Consider the following 24,267-nt stretch of genomic DNA (forward strand, 5'->3'; position numbering starts at 1 on the left):
ACTTCCTGCAGATCATCGTAACAGTAGAGCAAGCTCTGACCCCGAAGGCAGTGTATTGAGCTTGTCGAAACAGGTCGAATGATTGTAGATTGTATAATGCAATATATTCAAGGATGTAGACAGGAGCCCCCCATGTCAAAGTATCGCGTCACAACGGCCGCATTACGTTTACGTTCTGGGCCTGGCACAACTTACGAAATCATCGGCATGATCTATCGGGATAATACCGTCGAGGGCACTGAGATCACGAACGACTGGGTCCATATAAAAACAGTTGACAATATAGTAGGCTGGAGTCATCGCGCCTATCTTGAACTACAGGCAGAACTCCCACCTCCATCCAACGGAGATACCGTCTACCGCGTAGATGCCACCAGCCTCAACTTGCGTCAGGGCCCCGGAACAAACTACGCAACAGTTGGTTCGCTCATCAAGGGCGAAATGGTCAATGGGCTGGCCCTTTCGCCAGATGGCCTGTGGGCACAGGTTAAGAAGTCAAACAGGGCAACGGGCTGGGCTTCGCTCCAGTACATGTCCAGAGTCATCATTCCACCTGCCAGCTCCACAGATATTCAAATGATCGTCACAACCGACACATTGAATGTCCGCTCTGGACCCGGCACGGGGTACACGATCGTCGGCAAGGTCAACCGTGGAGATCGCTTGATCTACATCAGCGCCACGCCAGATTGGGCATGGGTTAACCTCAAGATCAGCGATACCAAAACTGGCTGGTGCTCTTCAAAGTACCTGATGGAACAGAACGATCTCTTCGCCCTGCCATCTGAGTATCCTGCTACAGGCTTTCACCGTGCATTGACAGATACCTTATACATGCGAGAAGGCCCTGGCGAAAATTATCCACAAACTGTAGAGATGAAATTCAATCGCGTCGTCATCGTGGATACGCTTTCAAGCGATGGCAAATGGAAACACTGCACAAACGCTTGGGGCGAATCAGGTTGGTATCCAGTAGAACGCCTCTCCCCGCTCGGAGATGTAGCCATCCAGAAAAGCAAAGAAGAGTTCCCGTGGCTTCCCATCGCATTCGCAGAGTTCGGGACACGTGAGATCCCCGGGGCAAAGAACAATCCCCGAATTGTGGAATACCTGAACAGCACAGACCTGGCCCAGAAATATCCCTACCTGCCCGACGAAACGGATTGGTGCGCGGCCTTCGTCAACTGGTGTATCGAAAAAAGCGGACTTTCCTCCATGAACTCGGCCCTTGTCAATCCGTGGACGAAGTGGGGTAAAGCATCGAATCCCCCTAAACGAGGGGCTGTCATCACCTTCCTCTGGGATGATGGCTGGGCACATGTCTCATTCTATCTAGGCGAGATCGGCAATTACGTCGTCTGTCTGGGCGGCAATCAAAGCGACGCGACATGGATCTCGGTGTACCACAAGAAATATGTAACAAGTTATCGCGTTTACTAGTAGATGGTGCATCGCATCTTCATAGAAAATATGAATCCAAAGCGTGGATTCGTCTGCTTTTGTGGACCAATCCACCCGTGTGGTGCGACGCACTCAGCCAGCACACTCGCTGACTCTATATCATAAAGAGAGAAGAATGAAATCATTTCCCATTGCATTGAAAAGACCTTACGAGATCACACAACACGGCGAGACACGCATAGATCATTACCACTGGCTCCGTCAACGCGAAGACCCTGATGTGTTGAAGCATTTACATGTTGAGATGGATTATCTCGAAGAGGTCATGGGGCACACGAAGCCATTACAAGAGACGCTTTTCTCCGAGATGAAGGAAAGGATTCAGGAAACCGATTCAACTGTCCCTGAAGAGAGAGGCGGGTATCTGTATTACGAGAGAACAGAAGCAGGGAAGCAGTATCCTATTTTTTGCAGGAAAAAGATTTCGACGGGAAGTCCAGAAGAGATTTTGCTCGATCAAAACGTATTAGCGGAGGGGAAAGATTTTTGCAGTGTCAGCGCATTTGAGGTCAGCCCTGATGGCAACACGCTTGCATACTCTGTGGATGTGAAGGGCGATGAAGTATATACGATCTACTTCAAGAACCTTGTTACTCAAGCGTTGTATCCTGAAACAATAGCGAACGCAAGCGGCAGTGTGTACTATCACACAGGCGTTGAATGGGCGAACAATAGCAAGACGCTCTTCTATTCAACGTTGGACGATGCCAAGCGTCCGTTCAAGTTGCATCGCCACGAACTCGGGACCAACCCATCACAAGATGTTACGGTCTACACAGAAGAAGACGAAACATACTTCCTGTTCTTTCGCAAAACGTGCGACGATCTTTATATCATCACCGAACATCACAGCACACTGACAAGTGAAGCGCGTTTTCTCTCGGCAGATCAACCTAATGGTGAACTGAAAATCATTTCGCCACGCAGGCAGGGCGTTGAGTTCTACGTCAACCACCACAAAGGATTCTTTTACATCCTTACAAACGAGAATGCGAAGAACTTCAAGCTTGTCAAAGCGCCTGTTGCCAATGCAAGCCATGAACATTGGCAGGAAGTTATCCCCCATCACAATGATGTCATGCTGACCGCAATGGATACCTTCGCCAATCATCTCGTATTGTATGAGCGCAAAAACGGCTTGCCGCAAATCCGTATCTTTGATGCGGACGATATGAGCAACTCACATTACGTCAACTTCCCTGACCCCACGTATTACTTTGAGCCAGAAAGAAATAGCGAATTCAACACAAACTCTCTGCGCATCAAATATTCATCGCTCATTACGCCTGTATCGATTGTGGATTACCACATGGTCACAAAAGAATGGGAGTTGAAGAAAGAAGATAAGATCAACGGATACGACAGATCAAACTATGTCTGCGATCTTATTTACGCAACTGCATCGGACGGAAAACAAATTCCTATTTCGATCTCGTATCGCAAAGATCTAAAACTGGATGGGAGCCATCCGACTCTGCTACACGGATACGGAGCCTATGGCGCCAACCTTGAAGCGGAGTTTACACCCAATCGCATCAGCCTTCTGGACCGTGGGTTTGTGTACGCCATCGGACACGTTCGTGGCTCTTCGGTCTTGGGGCGTGAATGGTACGAAGAGGGAAAGGTTTTGAAAAAGAAGAATTCCTTCACTGACTTTATCGCATGTGCGGAGTATCTCATTGAGAAAGGCTTTACCTCAAAAGATAAACTCGCCATCCTTGGCGTGTCAGCAGGTGGCCTGCTCGTGACCTCGTGCATGATCATGCGTCCCGACTTGTACAAGGCTGTCATCGCCAAAGTCCCATTCGTGGATGTCATCAACTCGATGAGTGACCCAACCATTCCGCTTACGACACATGAATACGATGAATGGGGCAACCCCGAGATCAAAGAACAGTATGAGTATATGATGTCCTACTCCCCGTATGACAACATCAAGACAAGGGAATATCCAAATCTTTTATTGACGGCTGGGTACAACGATCCGCGTGTCGCGTATTGGGAACCTGCCAAATTTGCGGCAAAGCTACGCGAATCAAAAACTGACGACAATCTGCTGTTGCTTAAGACCAACTTCCATGCAGGCCATGCTGGTTCTTCAGGACGGTATGATTTCTTGAAGGAAGTCGCATTCGAATATGTGTTCCTGATCGATAGATTGAGCTAGAAACAAAACAACTCCCGAGAATCTCGGGAGTTGTTGATCAAACATACAAGAGCGTTTAGGCGGGTTGACTTGCCTTCGCGACGATGTCTTCCAGCATCTTTGTGCTAAGTGATTTGGGACGTTCGATGGGCCAGCCGAGGGCACGTGCCCAAACATAGTTGGCGGTCACACCGAGGGCACGACCGACACCAAAGAGAACGGTATAGAAGTCGAATTCGCGCACGCCATAGTAATACTGCAATGCACCAGAGATCGCATCCACGTTCGGGGCGGGATTCTTGGCCTTGCCTTGTTCGCGCAGAACGGTTGGCACTACATCGAAGACCATGTCCGCAAGGCGGATGAGGTCATCTTGCGGGAAACGCTTCTTGGCAAATTCCATCTGTGCAGTGAAGCGCGGATCGGGCACACGTAAAACAGCGTGACCATAACCAGGGATGACATGTCCACTGTTGAGGGTGTCCCATGCGAATTTGTAGAGTTCATCGCGTGAGGGCACGCCACCAAACTGCTTATGGACATCCAACAACCAACCGAGACATTCCTGATTCGCAAGTCCATGTAGAGGGCCAGCCAACGCATTTAAAGCAGCTGAAAAGGCGTAGAAAGCGTCTGATAGTGTAGAAGCAGTCAGATGCATGGCGTGAGCCGAAGCATTTCCAGATTCATGATCGGAGTGGATAATGAAGTACAGGCGGGCAAGTTCAGCGTATCCCTTTTTATCTTTCACTTTCATAATGCGCGCAAAGTTCGTACCGTAATCCTGTTTGGGGTTGTATTTCAACTTCTTGGTTTCGTTGAAATACTTCATGCGGTAGATGAAGGCCGCGATCAAAGGAAGTTTCGCTGTGAGGTTCAGGCTGTCTTCCAGAGCAGCTTCCCAATATGCATCTTTCTTCATGCTGTGATACTTGCTCGCAAAAACGGAACCGCCCTGCAAGGCCAACACAGCCTGCGAGAGAAGCACCATCGGGTGCGTATCTTTCGGCATGGACTTGAGCATTTTGTAAACGTGATCGGGAAGTTCAGCGCGCTTTGCCCATTCGGCTTCCACTTCCAAGGCTTGTTCCTTGGTGGGCACTTCACCGATCATGAGCAGGTAATACAAACCACCGACGAGAGGCATCTTGACACCGCGCGCCTTGGGCAGGGCTTTCAACGTCTCAGGGATGGACATGCCGCGGAAACGAATGCCCTCGGCAGGGTCAACGAATGAGACGTCGGTCAACAGTGATTTGATGTCGCGCATTCCGCCGACCACCTGCCCCACTGTCACCTGGTCAACAACAACATCGGCATGGTCCTTGGCGAGGGATTTCATCCGTTCGCGCCATGCAGGCAATTGAGCAGAAAGCTTTTCGTGCAGAATCATGTTTCCTCCAATGACATTATTGTATTGCAGGGCCGGCCACGATCATCTCCTCACCCGGCCACAAGCCCTGCATGAGTTTACAGGCTTACCAAATTACGCAACGCGTCGTGCGTTTCCTTCACCGCCGCCGCAGACTTATCGAACATGGCCTTTTCATCATCGTCCAGTTTATATTCGATGATCTTTTCCATACCATTGGCGCCCAACATCACTGGTACACCAAAATACATATCGTTCAATCCGTATTCACCGTTCATATACGCCGCGCACGGGACAATCAGATTCTTGCCTTTGAGAATCGCTTCGGCCATTTGGGCACATGCGGCGGCAGGCGCATAATATGCCGAGCCAGTTTTCAACAAGTTCACGATCTCACCACCACCCTTGCGAGTGCGGTTGACGATCGCTTCCAATTTATCCGCGGGCAAATACTCTTTCAACGGGACACCAGCAATGTTCGAATGGCGTGTAAGCGGGACCATTTCATCGCCGTGCCCGCCCAACACATAACAATCGATATTCTCAACGCTCACACCGGTTTCCATCGCAACGAATGCACGCATACGGGCCGAGTCCAAAATCCCTGCCTGACCAATCACACGCTCACGGGGCAGACCCGTTTTCTTCAACGTCAAATAGGCCATGGTGTCGAGCGGGTTGGTCAAAACAATAAAGATCGCATCTGGTGAATACTTGAGAGTCTCCAGAGCGGCTGTACCCACGATCTCTGCATTCTTCGACAACAGATCATCACGGCTCATGCCCGGCTTGCGCGCCAGACCTGCTGTGATGATGATAATGTCAGAACCCTTGGTGGCGGCATAATCATTTGCACCGATCAGGTCAACATCTTTCCCAATAATGGGCAATGCCTCAGCCAGATCGAGCGCCTTCCCCTGTGGCATCCCTTCCACAACATCTACCAAAACAAGGTTGGCAAGTTCACGTTCTGCAAGCCAGTGTGCAGTGGTCGAACCAGTCATCCCTGCGCCGATGATAGAAATCTTTTTCATTGCTCCTCCATAATATACGATGTAAATGAATTTTATCCGAAAATTTCAGGGTTACTAAGTACAATTTGTCATTCGTTTAGCGTTACGAGCAATGGACAAGAAAACAGTGGCGTTAGTAACGCCACTGTCCGCCTCATTCTTAATCTTTATTCTGATTCTGCTTCGAGGAACCTTGTCGCCGTTATAGCTGCGGCGGCCCCCATCCCTGCCGAAGTGACCACCTGACGAAAATGCGGGTCTGCCGCCTCACCGGCCGCAAAGACGCCGGGCACGTTCGTTTCCATTTTGTCATTGACCTTGATATATCCGAGGTCACTCATTTCCAGTTGGCCCTTGAACATCTGCGTATTCGGTATGTGACCAATGAAGATGAAGAGACCATCCGTTTCAAGGGTTGATTCCTCACCCGTCTTCACATTTTTGAGTTGCAAAGCTTCAAGTTTCTCAGCGCCAACTGTTTTGGTAACGACTGTGTCCCAGACCACATTGATCTTGGGATGTTCCAGTGCTCGCTTCTGCAAGATCGCTCCAGCCCGAAATGTATCGCGGCGATGAACGATAGTCACAGATGATGCGTACCGTGTAATGAACAACGCCTCTTCGAGGGCGCTATCACCACCACCAACAACTACGACCTTCTTATCCTTGAAGAACCAACCATCACAAGTGGCGCAATACGAAACACCGCGCCCGGTCAATTCCACTTCGCCAGGGATCTCAAGATGTGTGGGGCTTGCGCCCGTGCCAATGATCAACACATCGGCAAGATATTCACCGCTATCCGTTGTCACCTTGAACGGTCGCTTCGACAAGTCCACCGAGTTCGCTAGATCAAACTCGGTCACTGCGCCGAAATGCTCAGCCTGTTTCTGGAACAACTCACCCAACTGCGCCCCGCCCACTCCTTCAGGGAACCCGGGATAATTCTCAATGGTATGGGTCAATGCCGCCTGCCCGCCCAACTGCATACCGGTCAACACAATGGGTTGTAACTCTGCGCGTGCGGCATACAACGCGGCCGCATATCCTGTTGGGCCTGACCCCAACACCAGTACTTTTACATGTTTTGCGTTCTCATTTGATGACATGGTTTATTTTATTTCCTCACAAAGATTTTCTTTCGTAATCGAGACTACCTATTAGATGCAAATTTTACCGATAAGTGACACACAATTTGGCAGGGATTATTCCGTCACCCGTTCAATGTTTGCACCCAACGCCTTGAACTTCTTATCCACGTCCTGATACCCACGTTCGATCTGGCTGATATTCCGCACCGTGGACTTTCCCTTCGCTGCGAACGCCGCCAGCAACAGAGACATACCTGCGCGGATATCGGGGCTTTCCAGCTTTTCACCATACAACTGATTCGGTCCCTGAATGAGACAACGATATGGATCACACAAAATGATCTTCGCGCCCATGCCCACTAACTTGTCAGTGAAATACATACGCCCGGAGAACATCCAATCATGGAACATGATCGAACCACTGGCTTGTGTAGCAACTGTGATGGCAATACTGATCAAGTCCGTTGGGAATGCAGGCCAGACGTTCGTCTTTATTTCGGGAATTGCACCATCAAGGTCTGGGATAATTTCCAATGACTGGTTGGATGGAACGATCAAGTCATCACCTTCCACATCCCAATGCACACCCATGCGCTCGAAGATATGCGCCACCATGCCAAGATTCTTGATGCCTGCATTCTTGATACGCACGTTCCCATGTGTCACAGCCGCCGCACCGACAAAGCTAATGACCTCCAGATAATCGGGACCGATCGTAAACTCGCCTCCGTGCAGTTTCGTCACACCGTGAATATGAAGCGTGTTTGAACCGATCTCTTCGATCTGTGCACCAAGACTATTCAAAAAGTAACACAACTCCTGCACATGCGGTTCAGATGCGGCATTACGAATGACCGTATCTCCTTTTGCAGTGACTGCCGCCATGATCGCATTTTCCGTCGCAGTGACACTGGCTTCATCCATGAGAAAGTCCGCGCCATGCAAACCGTTCGAGCGGAAAGTAAAGCCGCGATCATATTGCACATCAGAACCGAGCGCTCGCAAAGCAAGGATGTGCGTATCGAGGCGGCGGCGTCCGATCACATCACCACCGGGCGGAGGCAGTTTGAACTCACCCACCCGCGCCGACATGGGTCCCGCTACAAGGATCGAAGCCCGAATGCGACGGCAAAGGTCCGGGTCGAGGTCCGCAGGCCTCAGGTCCCGAGCTGTGATGCGCCACGAAGTGGAGTCCAGATCTTCCACCTGTGCTCCCAAGCTTTCGATGAGATGTCGCATCACCTCCACATCTTTGATGTGGGGGACGTTACGCAAAATCACAGGCTCTTCGGTCAGCAGGCATGCGGCAACCAGGGGTAATGCGGCGTTCTTGTTTCCAGCGGGGATCACCTCACCACTCAACGGAACTCCGCCTTCAATAACGAATTTTTCCATGTTCATCTCCTGGGGATTTCGGGGCGATTGTAAGGCAGTTCACGCACTCGTGCAAGCACATTACAGTTGGCTTACACGGTATGGCCCCTAAAAAATGGCCTGCACATTAGTATATAATGAAAGTAATGGATATTACTTTATTCATCCCCATTCTGCTCGGCTGGATCGCTGGCCTTCTCGTGAACTATGTATCGGACGTTTTGCCAGTTACTCGCCGCTTTAGCCAGCCGGCTTGCCCCCACTGCCAATCATCTTTTTCATGGTTTGACTATTTGACTTTTCGCGCATGTCACAATTGCGGGACTCGCCGCAGTCTGCGGATCTGGATCGTTCAAGCCGTGGCAATCGCTTCTTTTCTGTACTTTTGGCTGTCTCCACCTAAAGCGCTTGGTCTGCCCCTTGGCCTGATCGTACTTACTTATTTTGGCGTCATCATCGTCATTGACATGGAACACCGCCTGATTCTGCACCCCACTAGTATGTTTGGCGCAGTGTTGGGACTGATCGTCGGCACCTATATTTACAGAAATGCAGTAGACGGACTTCCATATGCCTTCTTGAAGTCCTTGATAGGCGGCATCGCTGGCTTTGTCATCATGTTCCTCCTGTACCAATTTGGCGCCTTCATTGCCAATTTACGCGCAAGGAAAATGGCATCAGCCGGACAAGCGGATGACGGCGAAGAGGCCCTCGGTGGCGGCGACGTGTACCTGATGGGCGTTTTGGGGCTGATGCTCGGCTGGCCCAATATCATTCTCGGCATCACCGCTGGTGCATTAGTCGGAGGTGTTGTGGCTCTGCTGGCGCTGATCCAAGTCCTTATCAAAAGGCGCTACGCGCAAGACAGCCTGATGACCTTCATCCCCTACGGCCCTTCACTCGTCCTTGGAGCCTTCTATATCCTTTATTTCTTCTAACAAATTACAGAAATGATAGCCGTATTTTTTACCGTTTAGTACGAATGTCTCATCAAGCCAAATACTGTGTACATTAAACTAAATAACAGGCATATTAGAGAATAGGAAAGACTATGAAACTATTGAAATTCAACCCCAAAAAGAACAAGGCACAAGCAATCGTCGAATTCGCGATTGCACTGCCTATTTTGCTTTTAATTTTGTACGGGATTATGGAAACCGGCAGGTACATTCTGATCGTTTCCTTCGTGAACAATGCATCCCGTCAAGCCGCAAGGTATGGTTCAACATCCGGTGTTGGCCCTAATAACATAGAACGGTATAGGGATTGTCAAGGGATTAGAGACGCCGCTCAAAAAAGTGATTTTCTAAATGCGTTCGATGATGGCGATATCACCATCACATACGATAACGGAACATCTCCATTTACAACACTTGACACTTGCAACGGCACCACAGATACAGGCGTTGCAGTTGCGAACGGAGATCGTGTTACCGTTGAAATCAAAGCTGATTTCAACGCTGTAGTTCCAAAGCTTGTGCCTTTTATTTCAAGAACTGTCGCAAAGGGGAATCCTATTATCGCCAAAAGCTCCCGCACTCTTGTTTTAACTATTTCGATACAAAAACCAGGAAGCGGATCAACAAAAGAAACAACAACTACAACCCTTGTTGGCCCCAGCAATCCATCGAAATCTGAAATAGGGCAATCGGCAAGATTCACTGCTACGGTCGCCGGAACCACAACACCCACTGGCAGTGTGGTATTCAAAGACACTACTAATAATGTAACACTGTGTACCGTTACTTTATCCGGTGGCACAGCCATATGTGACTATACTTTTACTACTCTTAGCCCTCCAATAAGAAATATTTCTGCTGAGTACTCTGGGGATAGTACTCATAACACTAGTACCGGCACATTATCCCATGAAGTAACCAAGGCATCGGTCACAGTGACCATAACAGCTGATTCGCCCGACCCATCCGGGGTGAATGCTACTCTTACATCTGTTGCCGTAACAGTAACCAGCGCATGGACCACCCCAACAGGCACAGTGACCATTGGCGGTGCAGACACCGGTTGTACCATTACCCTCTCAGGAAACAGTGGCAGTTGTAACAACACGGTAAAATTTACATCTCTCGGCTCCAAAACCCTCACCGCCACTTACAACGGCGATACCGAACATAATACAGGCACTGATACTGAACCTCATACTGTAATTAACGGTAACGATACCACCACCACAATCACATCAGTAGCATCATTTTCAGGGTTGACCCCAACTTTGACGATCACAGTCAGCGGTATCACAACACCTGCTGGCACTGTAACTTTCAAAGAAGGGTCCACTACTCTTTGTACAGCAACTCTTTCCGGCGGTTCAGGGAGTTGCACATCAACTACTCTTACCCCTGGTGCACACAATATTACCGCAACATATACCAGTAGTAACGGTCTCAACAGCAGCACTGCGTCGCAAACTGTTACAGCCGGTGCCACCACTACCACCATCACTGCAGGGACACCGGTCAATGGTGTAGTGCCTATCACTGCAACCGTCACTGGAAGCGGAACTCCCACTGGCACCGTAGCCATCACTGGCGCGAACACAAACTGCACCATCACTCTCGCGAGCGGTACAGGTACCTGCAATGTCACTTTCACTTCATCGGTCACTAACGCAACAGTGACCGGCACCTATAGTGGTGATAGCACACACGCCGGGAGTCCAGGCACTACCACGGTAACCGCAACCGTGGTAACAAATATTTCATGTGCCATCAGCGCATATACGTTAAATTCATGGAGCAATGGCTTCAATGCCGACCCCGTTACAATTCAGAATACCGGTACCACCACTATCAATAACTGGACACTTACATGGACCTTTCCAAATGGACAAACTATTACAAATATGTGGAACGGAAATTATACCCAGAGCGGAAGTGTAGTTACAGCCACCAATATGCCATATAATGCAACAATCGCTCCTGGCAGTACAGTATCCTTTGGCTTCGGAGGAAGCCATACTGGTACAAATAACTACCCTGTTGATTTCAAAGTGAACGGTACTTCCTGCACACCACCACCAGTTGCATCTTGCAGCACCAGCACTGTCGTCGTTTCCAAAATGCAGTTTGTTAGTGGAAACTTGGTCCTGCCCATTAATAATACTCTTCCATCGGCATTGTTGATCAAAGATGTAACTGTCACATGGTATGAATCCAAAGGGCACTCAACAGGCAGTGACAAAACTCTCATCTTGAAAACCGCAAAGATTGGGTCCACAACTTTCTGGACAGGTAGCGATGCAGACGGCACCAACACGATCACACCTGCATCCCCAACCTATATCCCAACCGGTGCATCTACTATGACATTTACTTATCACCAAACTCAGGACCGTTGGGATGATGAATCTATTACCATCAATTTAAGTACGCCAGGTTGTACAACTGTTGTTCTTAGCGCACCAGTCGGTTATCACCAATAAGCGAGAGACTATGAAAAAAATCAACTCTGAACGCGGACAAAGTTTGGTAGAACTTTCTATAAGTCTGGTGTTTATACTCTACCTGTTATCGGGAATGGTTGAATTTGGCATTGCCCTATTTCAATTTGTTCAACTGCGGGATGCGGCACAAGAAGGTGCTTTGTATGGTTCCATAAACCCAAGCAAAACAAACGAGATTATTGCACGCGTGAGAAATGCATCTTCGGCACCACTCAATCTTAATGACACAAGCCTTGTCACTGTGACTGTGACTTCAACATATAGCGGTGGTACATGTGCCGCCAATGGAACAGATTCAGTAACAGTTAAAGTCTCGTACAATCATGTAGTGTTTCTGCCGTTTTTCAGAAACATTAGCGGTAGAACGTCAATTCCACTTGAAGCCACAGTGGTGGATACAATTCTAGTCTGTTAGAACATAGGCACACAAAAGTATAAGAACGCCTCAGGCGGGGCTTTTATACCTGATCTTGATTAATTAGGTATAATCCCGCCTGAGTTTTTTATTTAACAAGGAGGTGAAACGGCACATTGACTTCGGGAAAGACAGCGCATGATCCCGCTTTTGCGGGATGACGAGGATAAGGGTTCTCCATCGCGAGATGGAGTTAATTATTTTGTTGGATTCGAAACTAGGCGGGGAGACCCCGCCCCTACCAACAAGAATAAGAAAATCGACAGATCAGCGGAAGCCCTTCGGGTGAACCATCACCCGTTCATTCTTTCCCTCCGAAAATAGAACCCGGCTACAACGCTGTGCGAGTGATCGTGCAGACAAAGATGACGGGAATGGCAAATAACTTCGTCTTTGCGAGGAACGTTCTTAGCGACGAAGCAACTCCCACCAAGCTGGGGATTGCTTCGTGTTTATGGCGTTCGCACTGACAATAAAAATTCGGAGGAACCCATGTGTGGAATCGTAGGATATATCGGTTCGCGTGATGCGACACCGATCATCATCAACGGCCTGAAGAGGCTGGAGTATCGCGGCTATGACTCAGCTGGAGTCGCTGTCATCAACGGCGACCAACTTGAAGTGAGGAAAGACGCGGGTAAGTTATCCCAATTAATTGATCTCGTAAGCAAATCCCCCATCAATGGCGCACCGGGCATCGGTCATACGCGCTGGGCAACCCACGGAGCGCCGAACGCGCGTAATGCTCATCCGCATCTCGGACAAACAAAGCGCGTGGTCGTTGTGCAGAATGGCATCGTGGAAAATTTCCTTGAACTCAAGGATGAGTTGATCGCAGAAGGCGTCGAATTTCAATCGGATACTGACACAGAAACTATTGTACATCTTGTAGAACATTACCTCGCCACAGGCATTGGACTCGTGGAAGCCGCACGCAAAACGTTCAACCAGATCCACGGTGCGAATGTTGTTGTGTTGATGTCGGCAGATGAGCCCGATAAGATCGTGACAGCACGTATCGGGAACGCAGGTGGTGTTGTGCTCGGGTTGGGCGAAAGTGAAAACTTTATCGCGAGTGATACACCCGCCATCATGGAACACACGCGTAATGTGATCTTTTTGGAATCGCGACAAATGGCGGTTGTGACACGCGACACCGTGACCATCGAAACATTGGATGGGGCAAAGGTCAAACCGCAGGTACATACTGTTTCATGGGACCCGATCGCAGCAGAGAAGGGCGAGTATCGCCACTTCATGCAGAAAGAAATCCACGAGCAGGTGCGTGCGTTAACGGATACGCTCGCCGGGCGTGTAGATTTTGTGAACGGAAAAATCCGTCTCCCCGATCTAAACCTGACTGAAGAACTTGCGCAAAAGATCGAGAAGATCTACATCACTGCCTGTGGCACGGCGGCCTATGCGGGTATGGTCGGAAAGTATTTGATCGAAAAGATCGCGCGCATCCCTGTGGAAGTGGTGATCGGCTCCGAATTCCGATATAGCGATCCGATCCTGAATGATAAGACCGTCGTGTTGGCCATTTCGCAATCTGGCGAGACAGCCGATACGCTTGCGGCCATGGAAGAAGGACGTCGTAAAGGGGCGATCATTTGGAGCATTGTGAATGCCATCGGCTCACAAGCCATTCGTGTGGCAGATGGATTTATCTCGATGCAAACCGGACCTGAGATCGGGGTCGCTTCAACAAAAGCCTTTACCGCCCCTCTGGTGGATCAATACATGCTGGCGATCCTACTTGCAGATATGCGCGGGGTGATCGATGAGAAGACTCGCAAAGAATTGGTCGCTGACCTGCGCCTCATCCCGGACCTGGTGGGCCGGACCCTCGAACGAGAAAGCGATGTGGAGGCTGTGGCTCATGTTCTGAAAGACATCCGTGACTGTTTGTATCTGGGGCGCGGCATCAACATGCCCATTGCATATGAAGGTGCGTTGAAGTTGAAAGAGATCTCCTACATCCATGCTGAGGGATACCCGGCCGGGGAAATGAAACATGGCCCCATTGCCTTAATTGATGAGCGGATGCCAGTGATTTGTTTGGCGCCAAAAGACCCCTGGCACGAGAAAATGATCTCGCAGATACAGCAAGCCAAGGCACGCGATGGAATCGTGATCGCCGTCGCAACCGATGGAGATGAACTGGTACGGGACATGTCCAGCCACGTGTTGTGGATCCCTGAAACGCCGTGGATGCTCTCCCCGGTCATCACGGTCCTGCCCTTGCAATTGCTGGCCTACCACATCGCCGCCCTGCGTGGGCTTGATGTAGACCAGCCACGTAATCTGGCCAAGAGTGTAACAGTAGAGTAAGTTGTAGATGAAACATAACACACCCCGAAATTAATCGGGGTGTGTTGCTTTTAAACTCCATCCAGAAACTGATAAAAAGCGAAAATCAGCGTCTATCTATATCCTAATTTGGGGTAATCATACATCCTACCCGCGCGTCCCAATTTGTGTATCAAATACAATGTCGACAAGCGAAAAATGGCTAAAAAGCCATTTAGTACAAATAGGGGGGGATAGACATATCAGAATTGTATGCCAAAATACATAGTGAATCAGAAAGATTGAATTAAAATCCCTTACGGATTTATTAAAACTGAACAAAAATCAGTCGTCTAGAAAGCTGTAACCAACTAATTATTGAAGGCCTCATATTTTGCTTATATAATGAATAAGTCATGCACGACTGATAAAAAGGAGTTCAGAATGAATAAAATGAAATCACAAAAAGGACAGGCGCTGATCTTAATTGCATTTGGGGTTGTAGCGCTCATTGGGTTCACCGCCCTGGCAGTGGATGGTGGTAGAGCTTTCTCTGATCGACGCCACGCACAGAACGCGGCAGATACAGCAGTATTGGCGGCGGCCCTCGATAAGATCAACAACCCCACTGCCACATCCTACAAAACTGTGGGCGCAACTCGTGCAACCAGCAATGGCTATACAACGGGAGTCAATGGCCGTACAGTTGAAGTAAATCTCTGCAATGAAAGCGGGGTCACTTGTACAGGACTCCCCACCGGCGCAGCCACATCCGAATATATTCGAGTAAAAATAACGTCGATCGTTCCTCTCACGTTCGGTCGCGTTCTTGGACGACAATCGGTAACGAATGTTGTGGAAGCTATCGCCCGCGTACAGGGAAGCACTTCCTCAGGCTGGTCTTTTGGCAACGCGGGAATGGTAGCCACAAAAAGCGACAATTCCAACCAATGTTTTTTGGTCAACGGTAATGCGAACATTTATATTCACGGCGCCGGAACATTTACCAACTGCACCGGTTCACAATCCGTCTTTTTCAATGGCAGTTCAACCATGACATATGAAGGCAATGTAGCATCTGCCGGTGGCTGTTACAACCAAGGTGGCACCGTCACCTTTAAGAATGGCAGCACATACACTTGCCCAGTAGCTCAACAAACGATCAATGCCAGCACATTTGCCAGTGTGCCCACCATGCCATCCCCGCCAGCTTGCGCATCCCTGCCTACAGTAACTGCCACAGTCAGTGGAGGCAACAAAATTTTCCCGCCCGGTAGATATGTGGGGGGACAAACCGTCGATTCCGGTAGTAATGGCGTTCTCAATGGCAATGGAACCTACTGTTTCGAAGGCGGCCTGAATTTGAATGGTCAGGCCAATCTAACAGGGACAGGTTCGAACAAAGTAGTCTTGGGCGGTAATTCTCTGAACCTGACCGGGTCTGCAAATACGTTTTCGGATCTCGAGGTATATGTAACGACCGGCACTTTCAGGACTACCGGCACCCTCACCTCACCCCGCTTCCGCTTCTACTCATCAGGGGCTGGCAATTTTACGATGCAAAATGGAGTATTTACTTCCACAGACACATATATATACAACAAGAGTGGAACCATCGATATCAACTCGCAGTCGAAAGTCAATATACATGCACCAGCATCACCAGATCCTTATGCTGGTTTGTTATTTCATATGCCATGGGGCAATACCAGTGCTTTTAATCTCAATGGAGGCACAAGTGACAAATGGTATGGTACGGTTATGGCGCCGTCAAGTGATGTTACATACAATGGTGGTTCCGGTTTTGAACTCCACGGACAGGTGATCGCAAACACGTTCAAGGTTAACGGTAGCACCAACGTGGACATTTGGTACAATCCTGCAGACAACTACAATCCGCCCAACAACCCAACCATCGAGTTAACCAAATAACACTGTAACTTTTTAATAAAAACCTGGAATTTGACTTGCAAAAAAGATAGCCCCTGTAACCTTTTCGTTGTTGACTAGCTTTATTTAGGCTGTAAAATTAGAGATGCCCTTATAAGGCATCTCTAATTTCTTAATTTCGTCAAAAAACAAAGAAAGGAAGCAAAAACATGTCATTTAAAGCATTTTTCTTATCCTTGACTGTCACAACACTGTTGCTTTATAGCATTGTTGGGACTTCCACCGTCTATGCAGACGATGGAACAGGGACCGAACCGACAACGACCGAGGTCGCTCCCACTGGGGATACACAACCAGAGACAGATGTGGTTACTCCCACAGAGGATGTACAACCCCCTTCAGAAGATACAGTACCTGCTGTTTCCACCGAAGAAATACAACCTGCGGAAACCGTTCTAGAGCAACTACCGGAGAATACAACGGTAACTGTTTTGGATTCAGCAGGCGAAGTCTTACCGCTTGCATCACAGGAAACTGCCGATGTGATCGAATCGGCATACGATCCGATCTGGTGCCCTGCCGGGCAAGATCCCACTCCCGGACTGAACGGTTGTACTGCATCCTACAGTAGTTTCGATCAGCTTCTCAGCTTCTTACAAGTTAATGAAGGTGATGTGGCTTATCAACAGGCAGGTACGATCTACATCCAGCAAGGTGCATATCTGGGCGGTGAATCTCAAATCAACTTTAATAACTATACATTCACCAACCTGAACAACTACGACCTGACCCTGCAAGGCGGTTGGGACACGACATGGGATCCGACAAACCCCGCTACTCCATTCCCGGAATACACCACCACTACATTCAATGCCCCGATCATCATCGGCTCAAGCTCCAACCCGTGGGTTGGTTCGCTGACGATTAACAACATCGGCATCAGTGGAGTTAATAACCAAACTGGCCTGACGGTCTACTCGGACAGCAATGTCACCCTTTCCGATGTGGAAATCACCAATTCCCAGTCCGGTGCAAATCTTAATGCAGATGGATACGTACAAGTAAACGATTCGAAATTCAACAACAACGCAAACGGCGGCGCTACCATTAATGCCGGTGGCGATGCTTACGTTTTCAACAGTGAGTTCAATAACAACGGCTCCACAAAGACTAACGGATACGGTGTCAAGATCAATAGCGGCGGAGAGGTTGACCTTTTTGAAACGAACGCCAGTTTCAACGAAATCTTCGGCGCTGATGTCAAAGCAACAGGACCTGTCTATATTGATAGAAGCACCTTCTCTGGCAATGTCTCTTACTCCTATAGCTGTAAGGGCAAAGTTGCCACCGGCGGTTATGGTTTAAAGGTTGTCAGTCAAAGCGAAATCATCGTGAACTACGGCGATGTTCCAGGTGACGGCATCCAGGCAAATGACAACTATGAATTTGGCGCATATCTCGAAGGCACAAACGTCAAAGTAGGCTATAGCACATTCAACAACAATGGCTATGGTTTAAAGGTCGTCGGTCACAAAACAGGCGCCAATGATGGAAATGTCACCCTTCAATCCGTCAATGCGAACAACAACAAACTCTTCGGTGCTGATATTCTGGCTGACAACTCTGTCACCGTAAACAACAGTTTCTTCAACGGGAATAAGTCCTATACTTATTCCTGCAAGGGAACAACCTACTCTGGCTATGGATTGAAGATCGTCACAACTGACGGTATCTACCTGACCAATGTTGACGCATCGAACAACAATCTCTTTGGTGCCCATTTGGATGGCGATCGTGTCTACATCTTTGGCGGCACCTTTAATAACAATGGTTCCGATGCAGGGAACACCGGTAAAGGCTTGGAAATCATAAGCGATACATTTGTCACTATGAGCGATGTTTATGCCAATAACAATCAATTGTTTGGTGCTAATATCCAGGCTGGTGATGATGTCTCCCTTTACAATGGTTTCTTCAATGGAAACAACTCCTACTCCTACTCTTGCAAGGGTAAAACTGCAAACGGTGGGTATGGTGTACAGATCGTCACTACAACTGGTGACATCACCATCACGAATATTGAAGCGTCCAATAATTACGATTTTGGTGCGTCCCTGACGGGTGCCAATGTCGCCATTGCGGCAGGCACTGCTAACTTCTTCAACTCCTTCAATAACAATAAAGAAGGTTTGAAGGTTGTGTCAACAGGCAACGTTGCTTTGATCGGGATTAAGGCCAACAACAACAAGGTGTTCGGCGCTGACATTAACGCCGCTGGCACAGTAGCCATTACCGACGGCTTCTTTAACGGCAACATTTCCTACACTTCTTCGTGCAAGGGAAGTACATCGCAGGGTTACGGCTTGCAGATTGTGTCCACCACCGACAAAGACATCTCCCTTATCAACATCGAAGCCAACGACAACGGCACTTTTGGCGCTCACCTTGAAGGTGGTTATGTCTTCGTCTCATACGGCACGTTCAGCAATACAAATGGTGGCACAGCTCAAGCAAAAGGCTTGGAAGTGATTAGCTCCGGCAACCAGACCACTTCGCTCTATCAGGTCAACGCCAGCAATAACACAGAGTTTGGCGCGAACATTACATCGGATGGCTATGTCTCAATCAGTGACAGCATCTTCTCTGGCAACATTTCTTACACATCAGGATCATGCAATAGCAAGACCTACACCGGATACGGCCTGAAAGTTGTCACGACAAACAATGTCAACCTGTATAACGTCACAGCTAACGACAATGGTACTTTTGGCGCTTCACTTGACGCTGTAGATGTGCAGGTTACCAACAGCACCTTCAACAACAACAAAACGTCGAACGGTCTCACGATCACAGCGGCCACCGTTACACTCAACAATGTCACCGCTCTTAAAAACGGCGGCAACGGAGCCAAGATCTGTGCTACGATCAGCACCGATGTCAATGCCAGCAATTTCCAGAACAATGGTCAGTATGGTTTGAATGTCGGAAGTCCCGTCTTCAACCAGAGTGGCAACACCTACCTTAACAACACCAGCGGCAGCCTGTTCTACAATCCTTCCTGTGGTGGTACCAGCACAGGCGGCGGTAATAACCATGGTGGTTGGGGTGGCTGGGGTTGGGGCTGGAATTGGAATCACCACAAACCGCAGATCGGTCATGGACATGGAGCTTCCTACCATGGCGGTTCCTGCAATAAGTCCCAGCATGCGTTTGCGAAGAAGTGGTAAACATCAACTATCAAGTTGACCAATTCCGCTAATTCATGATGCTATAATTGAGGAACAGCCAAAAGCTGTTCCTCAATTCATTAAAGGACACAACACAATGAAAACAAAACAATACATCTCGTTTCTTTTGCTTATCGCAATGACAGCTATTTTTCTTAATGCCTGTGCTCCAACAACTACAAGTCCTGAAGTTCAATATGTAGTTGTGACTGCAACCGTGGCCCCAATAACCAGCACACCCGATCCTTGTGGAGCAGAAAGTATCGAGGCCGAGGTACAAAAGGTCCACACTTATATGCGTCAGTTCGATGATGCATCATCGCTGGCGGCCAGCAGGCCACAAGGGGAACTTGGTGATGCCATCGCCGAATTACAAAAGATCAGGCGTGAGACAGAAGACCAGCCCACCCCACCTTGTTTGACCACATTACGTACATACCAAGTTTCACATATGAATTCGGTCATCAACACCCTCATCGGGTTTATGGGTGGTTCAGACCAGGCTACTGTTGATCAGGGTATTGCGCAAGCACGTGACCTACATGACAAATACACCCTCGAGTTGGCGCGCCTGTTAGGTGTTACCGTGGAGCCTGCCGTAGCTGCTCCATCGCAGACGCCAAGCCCATAGAAAAATAAGAACGCGAATATTTTGTACTCCAAACAAGACCTGTCCCTTTTGAGCAGGTCTTGTCTTTATAAGATAGTGGAAGAGATAAGGAGAGTTTATGCGCCCAGATTGGGATTCATATTTTATGAAGATCGCCTATGCAGTATCCGAGCGAAGCACCTGTGACCGTGCTTTTGTGGGATGTGTACTGGTGCTGGATAAGCGCATCCTGACAACAGGCTTCAATGGGTCCCCAGCTGGGCAGGGACACTGTGACGAGATCGGTCACCTCATGGTGGAAGGACATTGCGTCCGCACGATACATGCAGAGACGAATGCCATTATCCAGGCCGCATTACACGGTGTCTCTACCAAAGGCTCGACATGTTATGTCACTCACCTACCGTGCATCAATTGCACAAAGGCACTCATCAATGCCGGTGTAACGCGGATCGTATACAGTGTCGCTTATCGCAATGATGAGAATGCCATGAATTTTCTTAAAGCCGCCAATATCGAAATTTCGCAAAAAGAATATTTTCCTGAATGATTGAAATTTGCAACAAAAAAGCCACACGATACATGTGTGGCTTTTTTGTTTATTAGATTTACTTACTCACTAGGGACAACAACCCACATGATGATGTAGATCAACAACCCCGGTACCCCGCCCGGAACGAAGGCAAGCAGCATCGCCAGGCGGAACCAGAATGAACTGATACCATAGAATTCGGCGAGTCCGCCACAGATGCCTGCAACCATGCGGTTGTTACGTGAACGGCGTAAAGCTGGTTTGTGTTGTACGGTCATTTTTTATACTCCTATTTTTCCTTTGATTTCAATTGTATTTACGCAACTGCGGGCGCAAAGTAGCAAGGGAAAAATCGAAGTGAGAAAGGGTGATTCGAAACAGGAGCAGGTATCGGGTCAGGTTGAGGCGGGCGGCGGGGATTTGGAGCGTACGATCAAAGAGAGGCCCGCCGCCTTCCAAAGTATCAGATGACGGAATTTGCACTCGCGGGTACAATACTGACATTCGGGTTACCCGAATAAAACTACCCTTGCGGTATAAAACCACTTATGAGAGTATGGCCTATTCAAATTTAACAAGACCGATTTCCACCCACGCAGTTTCAAACGTAATTCACAAACCCTTCTGGCTGGACGACCCGCTTCGTCCCGACCCCCACCCTGATCTGACAAAAGAAATATCCACTGACCTGCTCGTGATTGGCGCAGGTTTTTCCGGCTTGTGGACAGCGCTTCTCGCAAAGGAGGAGAACCCTGCGCGCGATGTGGTGATCCTCGAGGGCGGTGAGATCGCCACTGGCGCCAGCGGGCGCAATGGCGGCTTCATGGACGCATCCCTCACGCACGGATTCTCGAACGGCCTTTCACGTTGGCCGAAAGAGTTTCGTACCTTGTTCGCGTTGGGGCTTCAGAACTTGAAAGAGATCGAAGAGACCCTACAACGGTACAACATTGACTGCGATTACATCCGCACAGGCGATATCGATATGGCAACCGAGCCGCATCACATCGAAGAGATGAAAGAGGAAATCGAGGAAGCCGCCTCATTCAACACGAACTTCCAATTCATGGACCGTGACGAGGTGCAAGCAGTCGTCAAATCGCCGCTTTTTATCGCTGGCATGAAACGTCCCGATTCCTCATTGGTCAACCCCGCCCACCTTGCTTGGGGGCTTCGCAAAGTTTGCATTGACTTAGGCGTGCAGATCTACGAGAACTCTCCTGTCACAAGACTCGAAGAGAATGGTGATCGCGTGATCGCTCATACCCCTCATGGACGCGTTCGCGCTTCACGCGTTGCCGTTGCAACTAATGCCTTCCCGCCTCTGTTCAAGAAGCTATCATACTACGTTGTACCAGTCTATGACTACGCCCTGATGACCGAACCGCTCACAACCGCCCAACGTGATTCCATTGGATGGTATGGGCGTGAAGGGCTCAGCGACGCGAGCAGGCAATTCCACTACACACGCACCACCAAAGATGGTCGCATTCTCTGGGGTGGGTATGACGCGGTCTATTATTGGAATAACGGCTTTGGCCCTGCCCACGAAACATCACAAACAGAGTTTGAACGGTTGGCTGAACATTTCTTTCAGACATTCCCTCAACTCGAAGGGCTTCAGTTCTCGCATGCCTGGGGCGGCGCCATTGATACATGCTCACGTTTCAGTCCGTTTTGGGGGACGGAACATCATGGAAAAACAGCTTACTCTGTCGGCTTCACAGGGCTGGGCGTAAGCGCAACCCGCTTCGGTGCAAACGTAATGCTTGATCTACTCTACAACAGAAAGACCGAACGCACCGAACTCGAATTTGTAAGAACGAAACCTCTTCCTTTTCCGCCTGAACCATTTCGTTCCATCGGCATCAACCTCACGCGTTGGTCCATGGACAAAGTGGATCGCAACGGCGGCCGCGAAAACCTCTGGCTTCGGGCCATGGATTGGCTCGGGCTGGGCTTCGACAGTTAGTCAAGGAACATTTGACTCCTTCATTTCGTCACCTTTGAAATGAAGGAGTCAAAATGAAAACCAAATCTTTAGTGTTTCTTTTAGTTATAGCAATATTCGTTAGTGCATGTGTCCCAGCAGTCGCATCTCCTGAGCCTATATCAACGACTGTTGAAGAAACTTCCCCCATACCAACACAAACGCAAGAGCCATCACAACCTGAAATACCCGTTGTTCCCAGTGTATGGAAAACGATCCGCGATCCGAGATATGGCTTCGGACTCGCTGTCCCATGTTGGTGGCTGGTTAGCCCGATCCCTGCAGAGGGAGTTGGCGGTGTAATGATCATCAAAAATTATGATGAGGCATATTTCAACGCGAACTCAAAGAAAGGCTTTTGGGAGTGGCCCAATGGCACACTCAAATTAGATATCGTTATTATGGAAGGTGTTGATCCTGCAAAATCAGAGACAGATGCCTACGTGCAATTTATCGACCCAACTACAACAGGGCTTGTATCTGCCGAAACACAACAGATCAGTTCGCGTACGGTAACCGTGGTCACCCTTTCAAATCTTGTCAACACCAATGACCCGCATACAAAATTGTTCATCTTTCGTCTTGCACCAGATAAACTGCTCATAGTCGCGCCCACGCCGCAAAACATCATCGATGCCCCCGACTTCCAAGCTGTCCTTCAATCCATTGTTCTAACAGCCGATGAGCAAGTCATACTCCCCACGATCACTCCTGCCCCAGCGCTGATCAATGCGTCTTGTGTGCAATAACTTCCGCTAACGAATCAGAAACACAAAGGGGCAAACCCCGCTCTTTTGTGTTTCTGATTTTATTTCACTCGCAACAGGGCTGCCCGCCAAGATCGCGAGTAAACTCACATCCATATCACACAACTCAGGGTGCTTCCCAACAACGCTCGCGTAGGGACAATGCCCCAAAATGATCCTCGGCCCTGTCGCACCCGCTTCCCAGCGCGCGTGATAATTCATCTGATTTAATTTCTGGACGACAAGGGCTAGTCGTTTGGCAACGGGTTGACTTGTAAAATCAGAATCCCCGGCCAGATGTTTCGCCAGCGCTTCCATCTTTAACTTTGAGCCTGCCTCCGTCAAAAGGGCCTCGCTCAACGCGGACAAATTATCCCCCAACACCTTGCGGGGAATCGAATACACCTTCTCCGGCCTGCCTCGCCCTTCACGCCCTCGCACCGATTCCATTTCCAACCGCTCATCCGCAACCATCACCCGAAGATGATGTCTCACCGTCGCCGCGGACATCTTCAACGAACGCGAAATCTCTCTCGCAGAAGCAGTGCGATTCTTGGTGAGGTAGGCTAGAACTTTCTGGCGGGCGGTTATCATTTCAAGTTCACCTTGGTGGTTGAGTAGCCCTGTCGCGCTGAGTGGAGCGATAGC

The 24,267-nt window shown here is 49.1% G+C and carries 19 protein-coding genes; 12 read left to right on the forward strand and 7 right to left on the reverse strand.

Going from position 1 to position 24,267, the window contains the following annotated elements; genetic code table 11:
• Window positions 1-132: 132 nt before the first annotated feature.
• Window positions 133-1,440, forward strand: a complete 1,308-nt coding sequence (locus tag IPP66_20535) for a TIGR02594 family protein (GenBank protein MBK9927665.1) — start codon at window positions 133-135, stop codon at window positions 1,438-1,440.
• Between the two features lie 136 nt (window positions 1,441-1,576).
• Complete coding sequence (locus tag IPP66_20540; protein ID MBK9927666.1) at window positions 1,577-3,628, forward strand: S9 family peptidase; 2,052 nt, start codon at window positions 1,577-1,579, stop codon at window positions 3,626-3,628.
• A 55-nt stretch (window positions 3,629-3,683) separates the two neighbouring features.
• Here IPP66_20540 and IPP66_20545 read toward each other — a convergent pair whose 3' ends face one another.
• From IPP66_20545 to murA, 4 genes are all read right to left on the reverse strand, one after another.
• On the reverse strand, window positions 3,684-5,000 hold the full coding sequence (locus IPP66_20545) for a citrate (Si)-synthase (GenBank protein ID MBK9927667.1): 1,317 nt from the start codon (window positions 4,998-5,000) through the stop codon (window positions 3,684-3,686).
• Window positions 5,001-5,077: 77 nt separating this feature from the next.
• Window positions 5,078-6,013, reverse strand: a complete 936-nt coding sequence (gene mdh / locus IPP66_20550) for a malate dehydrogenase (protein MBK9927668.1) — start codon at window positions 6,011-6,013, stop codon at window positions 5,078-5,080.
• A 146-nt stretch (window positions 6,014-6,159) separates the two neighbouring features.
• On the reverse strand, window positions 6,160-7,101 hold the full coding sequence (trxB, locus tag IPP66_20555; protein MBK9927669.1) for a thioredoxin-disulfide reductase: 942 nt from the start codon (window positions 7,099-7,101) through the stop codon (window positions 6,160-6,162).
• 96 nt (window positions 7,102-7,197) lie between these two features.
• Entirely contained in the window at window positions 7,198-8,484 is a 1,287-nt protein-coding gene (murA, locus tag IPP66_20560; GenBank protein MBK9927670.1) for a UDP-N-acetylglucosamine 1-carboxyvinyltransferase, read from the reverse strand.
• A 119-nt stretch (window positions 8,485-8,603) separates the two neighbouring features.
• On the opposite strand from murA, the gene IPP66_20565 reads away from it, so the two are divergent.
• The 8 genes from IPP66_20565 to IPP66_20600 all read left to right on the forward strand — a co-directional run bounded on the left by IPP66_20565 (window position 8,604) and on the right by IPP66_20600 (window position 20,901).
• Window positions 8,604-9,395, forward strand: a complete 792-nt coding sequence (locus tag IPP66_20565) for a prepilin peptidase (protein MBK9927671.1) — start codon at window positions 8,604-8,606, stop codon at window positions 9,393-9,395.
• A gap of 113 nt (window positions 9,396-9,508) precedes the next feature.
• Complete coding sequence (locus tag IPP66_20570; GenBank protein ID MBK9927672.1) at window positions 9,509-11,896, forward strand: Ig-like domain repeat protein; 2,388 nt, start codon at window positions 9,509-9,511, stop codon at window positions 11,894-11,896.
• Window positions 11,897-11,906: 10 nt separating this feature from the next.
• The gene (locus IPP66_20575; GenBank protein ID MBK9927673.1) at window positions 11,907-12,332 is read left to right on the forward strand and encodes a pilus assembly protein; all 426 of its coding nucleotides are present in this window, start codon (window positions 11,907-11,909) and stop codon (window positions 12,330-12,332) included.
• 492 nt (window positions 12,333-12,824) lie between these two features.
• Window positions 12,825-14,666, forward strand: coding sequence for a glutamine--fructose-6-phosphate transaminase (isomerizing) (gene glmS, locus IPP66_20580; GenBank protein MBK9927674.1), 1,842 nt, complete (start codon window positions 12,825-12,827; stop codon window positions 14,664-14,666).
• Between the two features lie 402 nt (window positions 14,667-15,068).
• Window positions 15,069-16,556 (forward strand): Tad domain-containing protein, encoded by a 1,488-nt coding sequence (locus IPP66_20585; protein ID MBK9927675.1) that lies wholly within the window; start codon window positions 15,069-15,071, stop codon window positions 16,554-16,556.
• A gap of 167 nt (window positions 16,557-16,723) precedes the next feature.
• Window positions 16,724-19,741 carry a hypothetical protein gene (locus tag IPP66_20590; GenBank protein MBK9927676.1) on the forward strand — a complete coding sequence of 1,006 codons (3,018 nt, stop codon included), beginning with the start codon at window positions 16,724-16,726 and terminating at the stop codon, window positions 19,739-19,741.
• A 97-nt stretch (window positions 19,742-19,838) separates the two neighbouring features.
• On the forward strand, window positions 19,839-20,372 hold the full coding sequence (locus tag IPP66_20595; protein MBK9927677.1) for a hypothetical protein: 534 nt from the start codon (window positions 19,839-19,841) through the stop codon (window positions 20,370-20,372).
• 97 nt (window positions 20,373-20,469) lie between these two features.
• Complete coding sequence (locus IPP66_20600) at window positions 20,470-20,901, forward strand: cytidine/deoxycytidylate deaminase family protein (GenBank protein MBK9927678.1); 432 nt, start codon at window positions 20,470-20,472, stop codon at window positions 20,899-20,901.
• A gap of 62 nt (window positions 20,902-20,963) precedes the next feature.
• Here the strand turns inward: IPP66_20600 and IPP66_20605 are convergent, their stop codons facing one another.
• Entirely contained in the window at window positions 20,964-21,161 is a 198-nt protein-coding gene (locus tag IPP66_20605; protein ID MBK9927679.1) for a PspC domain-containing protein, read from the reverse strand.
• A 28-nt stretch (window positions 21,162-21,189) separates the two neighbouring features.
• The gene (locus IPP66_20610) at window positions 21,190-21,387 is read right to left on the reverse strand and encodes a hypothetical protein (GenBank protein ID MBK9927680.1); all 198 of its coding nucleotides are present in this window, start codon (window positions 21,385-21,387) and stop codon (window positions 21,190-21,192) included.
• 52 nt (window positions 21,388-21,439) lie between these two features.
• Between IPP66_20610 and IPP66_20615 the strand changes: the two genes are divergently transcribed.
• On the forward strand, window positions 21,440-22,855 hold the full coding sequence (locus IPP66_20615) for an FAD-dependent oxidoreductase (GenBank protein ID MBK9927681.1): 1,416 nt from the start codon (window positions 21,440-21,442) through the stop codon (window positions 22,853-22,855).
• 53 nt (window positions 22,856-22,908) lie between these two features.
• Entirely contained in the window at window positions 22,909-23,622 is a 714-nt protein-coding gene (locus IPP66_20620; GenBank protein ID MBK9927682.1) for a hypothetical protein, read from the forward strand.
• A 6-nt stretch (window positions 23,623-23,628) separates the two neighbouring features.
• Here IPP66_20620 and IPP66_20625 read toward each other — a convergent pair whose 3' ends face one another.
• The gene (locus tag IPP66_20625; GenBank protein ID MBK9927683.1) at window positions 23,629-24,213 is read right to left on the reverse strand and encodes a winged helix-turn-helix transcriptional regulator; all 585 of its coding nucleotides are present in this window, start codon (window positions 24,211-24,213) and stop codon (window positions 23,629-23,631) included.
• Window positions 24,214-24,267: the final 54 nt, after the last annotated feature.

Source organism: Candidatus Defluviilinea proxima (assembly GCA_016721115.1).
GTDB lineage: Bacteria > Chloroflexota > Anaerolineae > Anaerolineales > Villigracilaceae > Defluviilinea > Defluviilinea proxima.

What these genes read in the sequence shown, in the direction of transcription:
- IPP66_20615 (MBK9927681.1), top strand. Translation starts at nt 21,440, where the DNA reads ATGGCCTATTCAAATTTAACAAGACCGATTTCCACCCACGCAGTTTCA.
- IPP66_20590 (MBK9927676.1), top strand. Translation starts at nt 16,724, where the DNA reads ATGTCATTTAAAGCATTTTTCTTATCCTTGACTGTCACAACACTGTTG.
- IPP66_20535 (MBK9927665.1), top strand. Translation starts at nt 133, where the DNA reads ATGTCAAAGTATCGCGTCACAACGGCCGCATTACGTTTACGTTCTGGG.
- IPP66_20625 (MBK9927683.1), bottom strand. Translation starts at nt 24,213, where the DNA reads ATGATAACCGCCCGCCAGAAAGTTCTAGCCTACCTCACCAAGAATCGC.
- trxB (MBK9927669.1), bottom strand. Translation starts at nt 7,101, where the DNA reads ATGTCATCAAATGAGAACGCAAAACATGTAAAAGTACTGGTGTTGGGG.
- IPP66_20585 (MBK9927675.1), top strand. Translation starts at nt 15,069, where the DNA reads ATGAATAAAATGAAATCACAAAAAGGACAGGCGCTGATCTTAATTGCA.
- IPP66_20575 (MBK9927673.1), top strand. Translation starts at nt 11,907, where the DNA reads ATGAAAAAAATCAACTCTGAACGCGGACAAAGTTTGGTAGAACTTTCT.
- IPP66_20605 (MBK9927679.1), bottom strand. Translation starts at nt 21,161, where the DNA reads ATGACCGTACAACACAAACCAGCTTTACGCCGTTCACGTAACAACCGC.
- IPP66_20610 (MBK9927680.1), bottom strand. Translation starts at nt 21,387, where the DNA reads ATGTCAGTATTGTACCCGCGAGTGCAAATTCCGTCATCTGATACTTTG.
- IPP66_20600 (MBK9927678.1), top strand. Translation starts at nt 20,470, where the DNA reads ATGCGCCCAGATTGGGATTCATATTTTATGAAGATCGCCTATGCAGTA.
- glmS (MBK9927674.1), top strand. Translation starts at nt 12,825, where the DNA reads ATGTGTGGAATCGTAGGATATATCGGTTCGCGTGATGCGACACCGATC.
- IPP66_20620 (MBK9927682.1), top strand. Translation starts at nt 22,909, where the DNA reads ATGAAAACCAAATCTTTAGTGTTTCTTTTAGTTATAGCAATATTCGTT.
- IPP66_20565 (MBK9927671.1), top strand. Translation starts at nt 8,604, where the DNA reads ATGGATATTACTTTATTCATCCCCATTCTGCTCGGCTGGATCGCTGGC.
- murA (MBK9927670.1), bottom strand. Translation starts at nt 8,484, where the DNA reads ATGAACATGGAAAAATTCGTTATTGAAGGCGGAGTTCCGTTGAGTGGT.
- IPP66_20540 (MBK9927666.1), top strand. Translation starts at nt 1,577, where the DNA reads ATGAAATCATTTCCCATTGCATTGAAAAGACCTTACGAGATCACACAA.
- IPP66_20595 (MBK9927677.1), top strand. Translation starts at nt 19,839, where the DNA reads ATGAAAACAAAACAATACATCTCGTTTCTTTTGCTTATCGCAATGACA.
- mdh (MBK9927668.1), bottom strand. Translation starts at nt 6,013, where the DNA reads ATGAAAAAGATTTCTATCATCGGCGCAGGGATGACTGGTTCGACCACT.
- IPP66_20545 (MBK9927667.1), bottom strand. Translation starts at nt 5,000, where the DNA reads ATGATTCTGCACGAAAAGCTTTCTGCTCAATTGCCTGCATGGCGCGAA.
- IPP66_20570 (MBK9927672.1), top strand. Translation starts at nt 9,509, where the DNA reads ATGAAACTATTGAAATTCAACCCCAAAAAGAACAAGGCACAAGCAATC.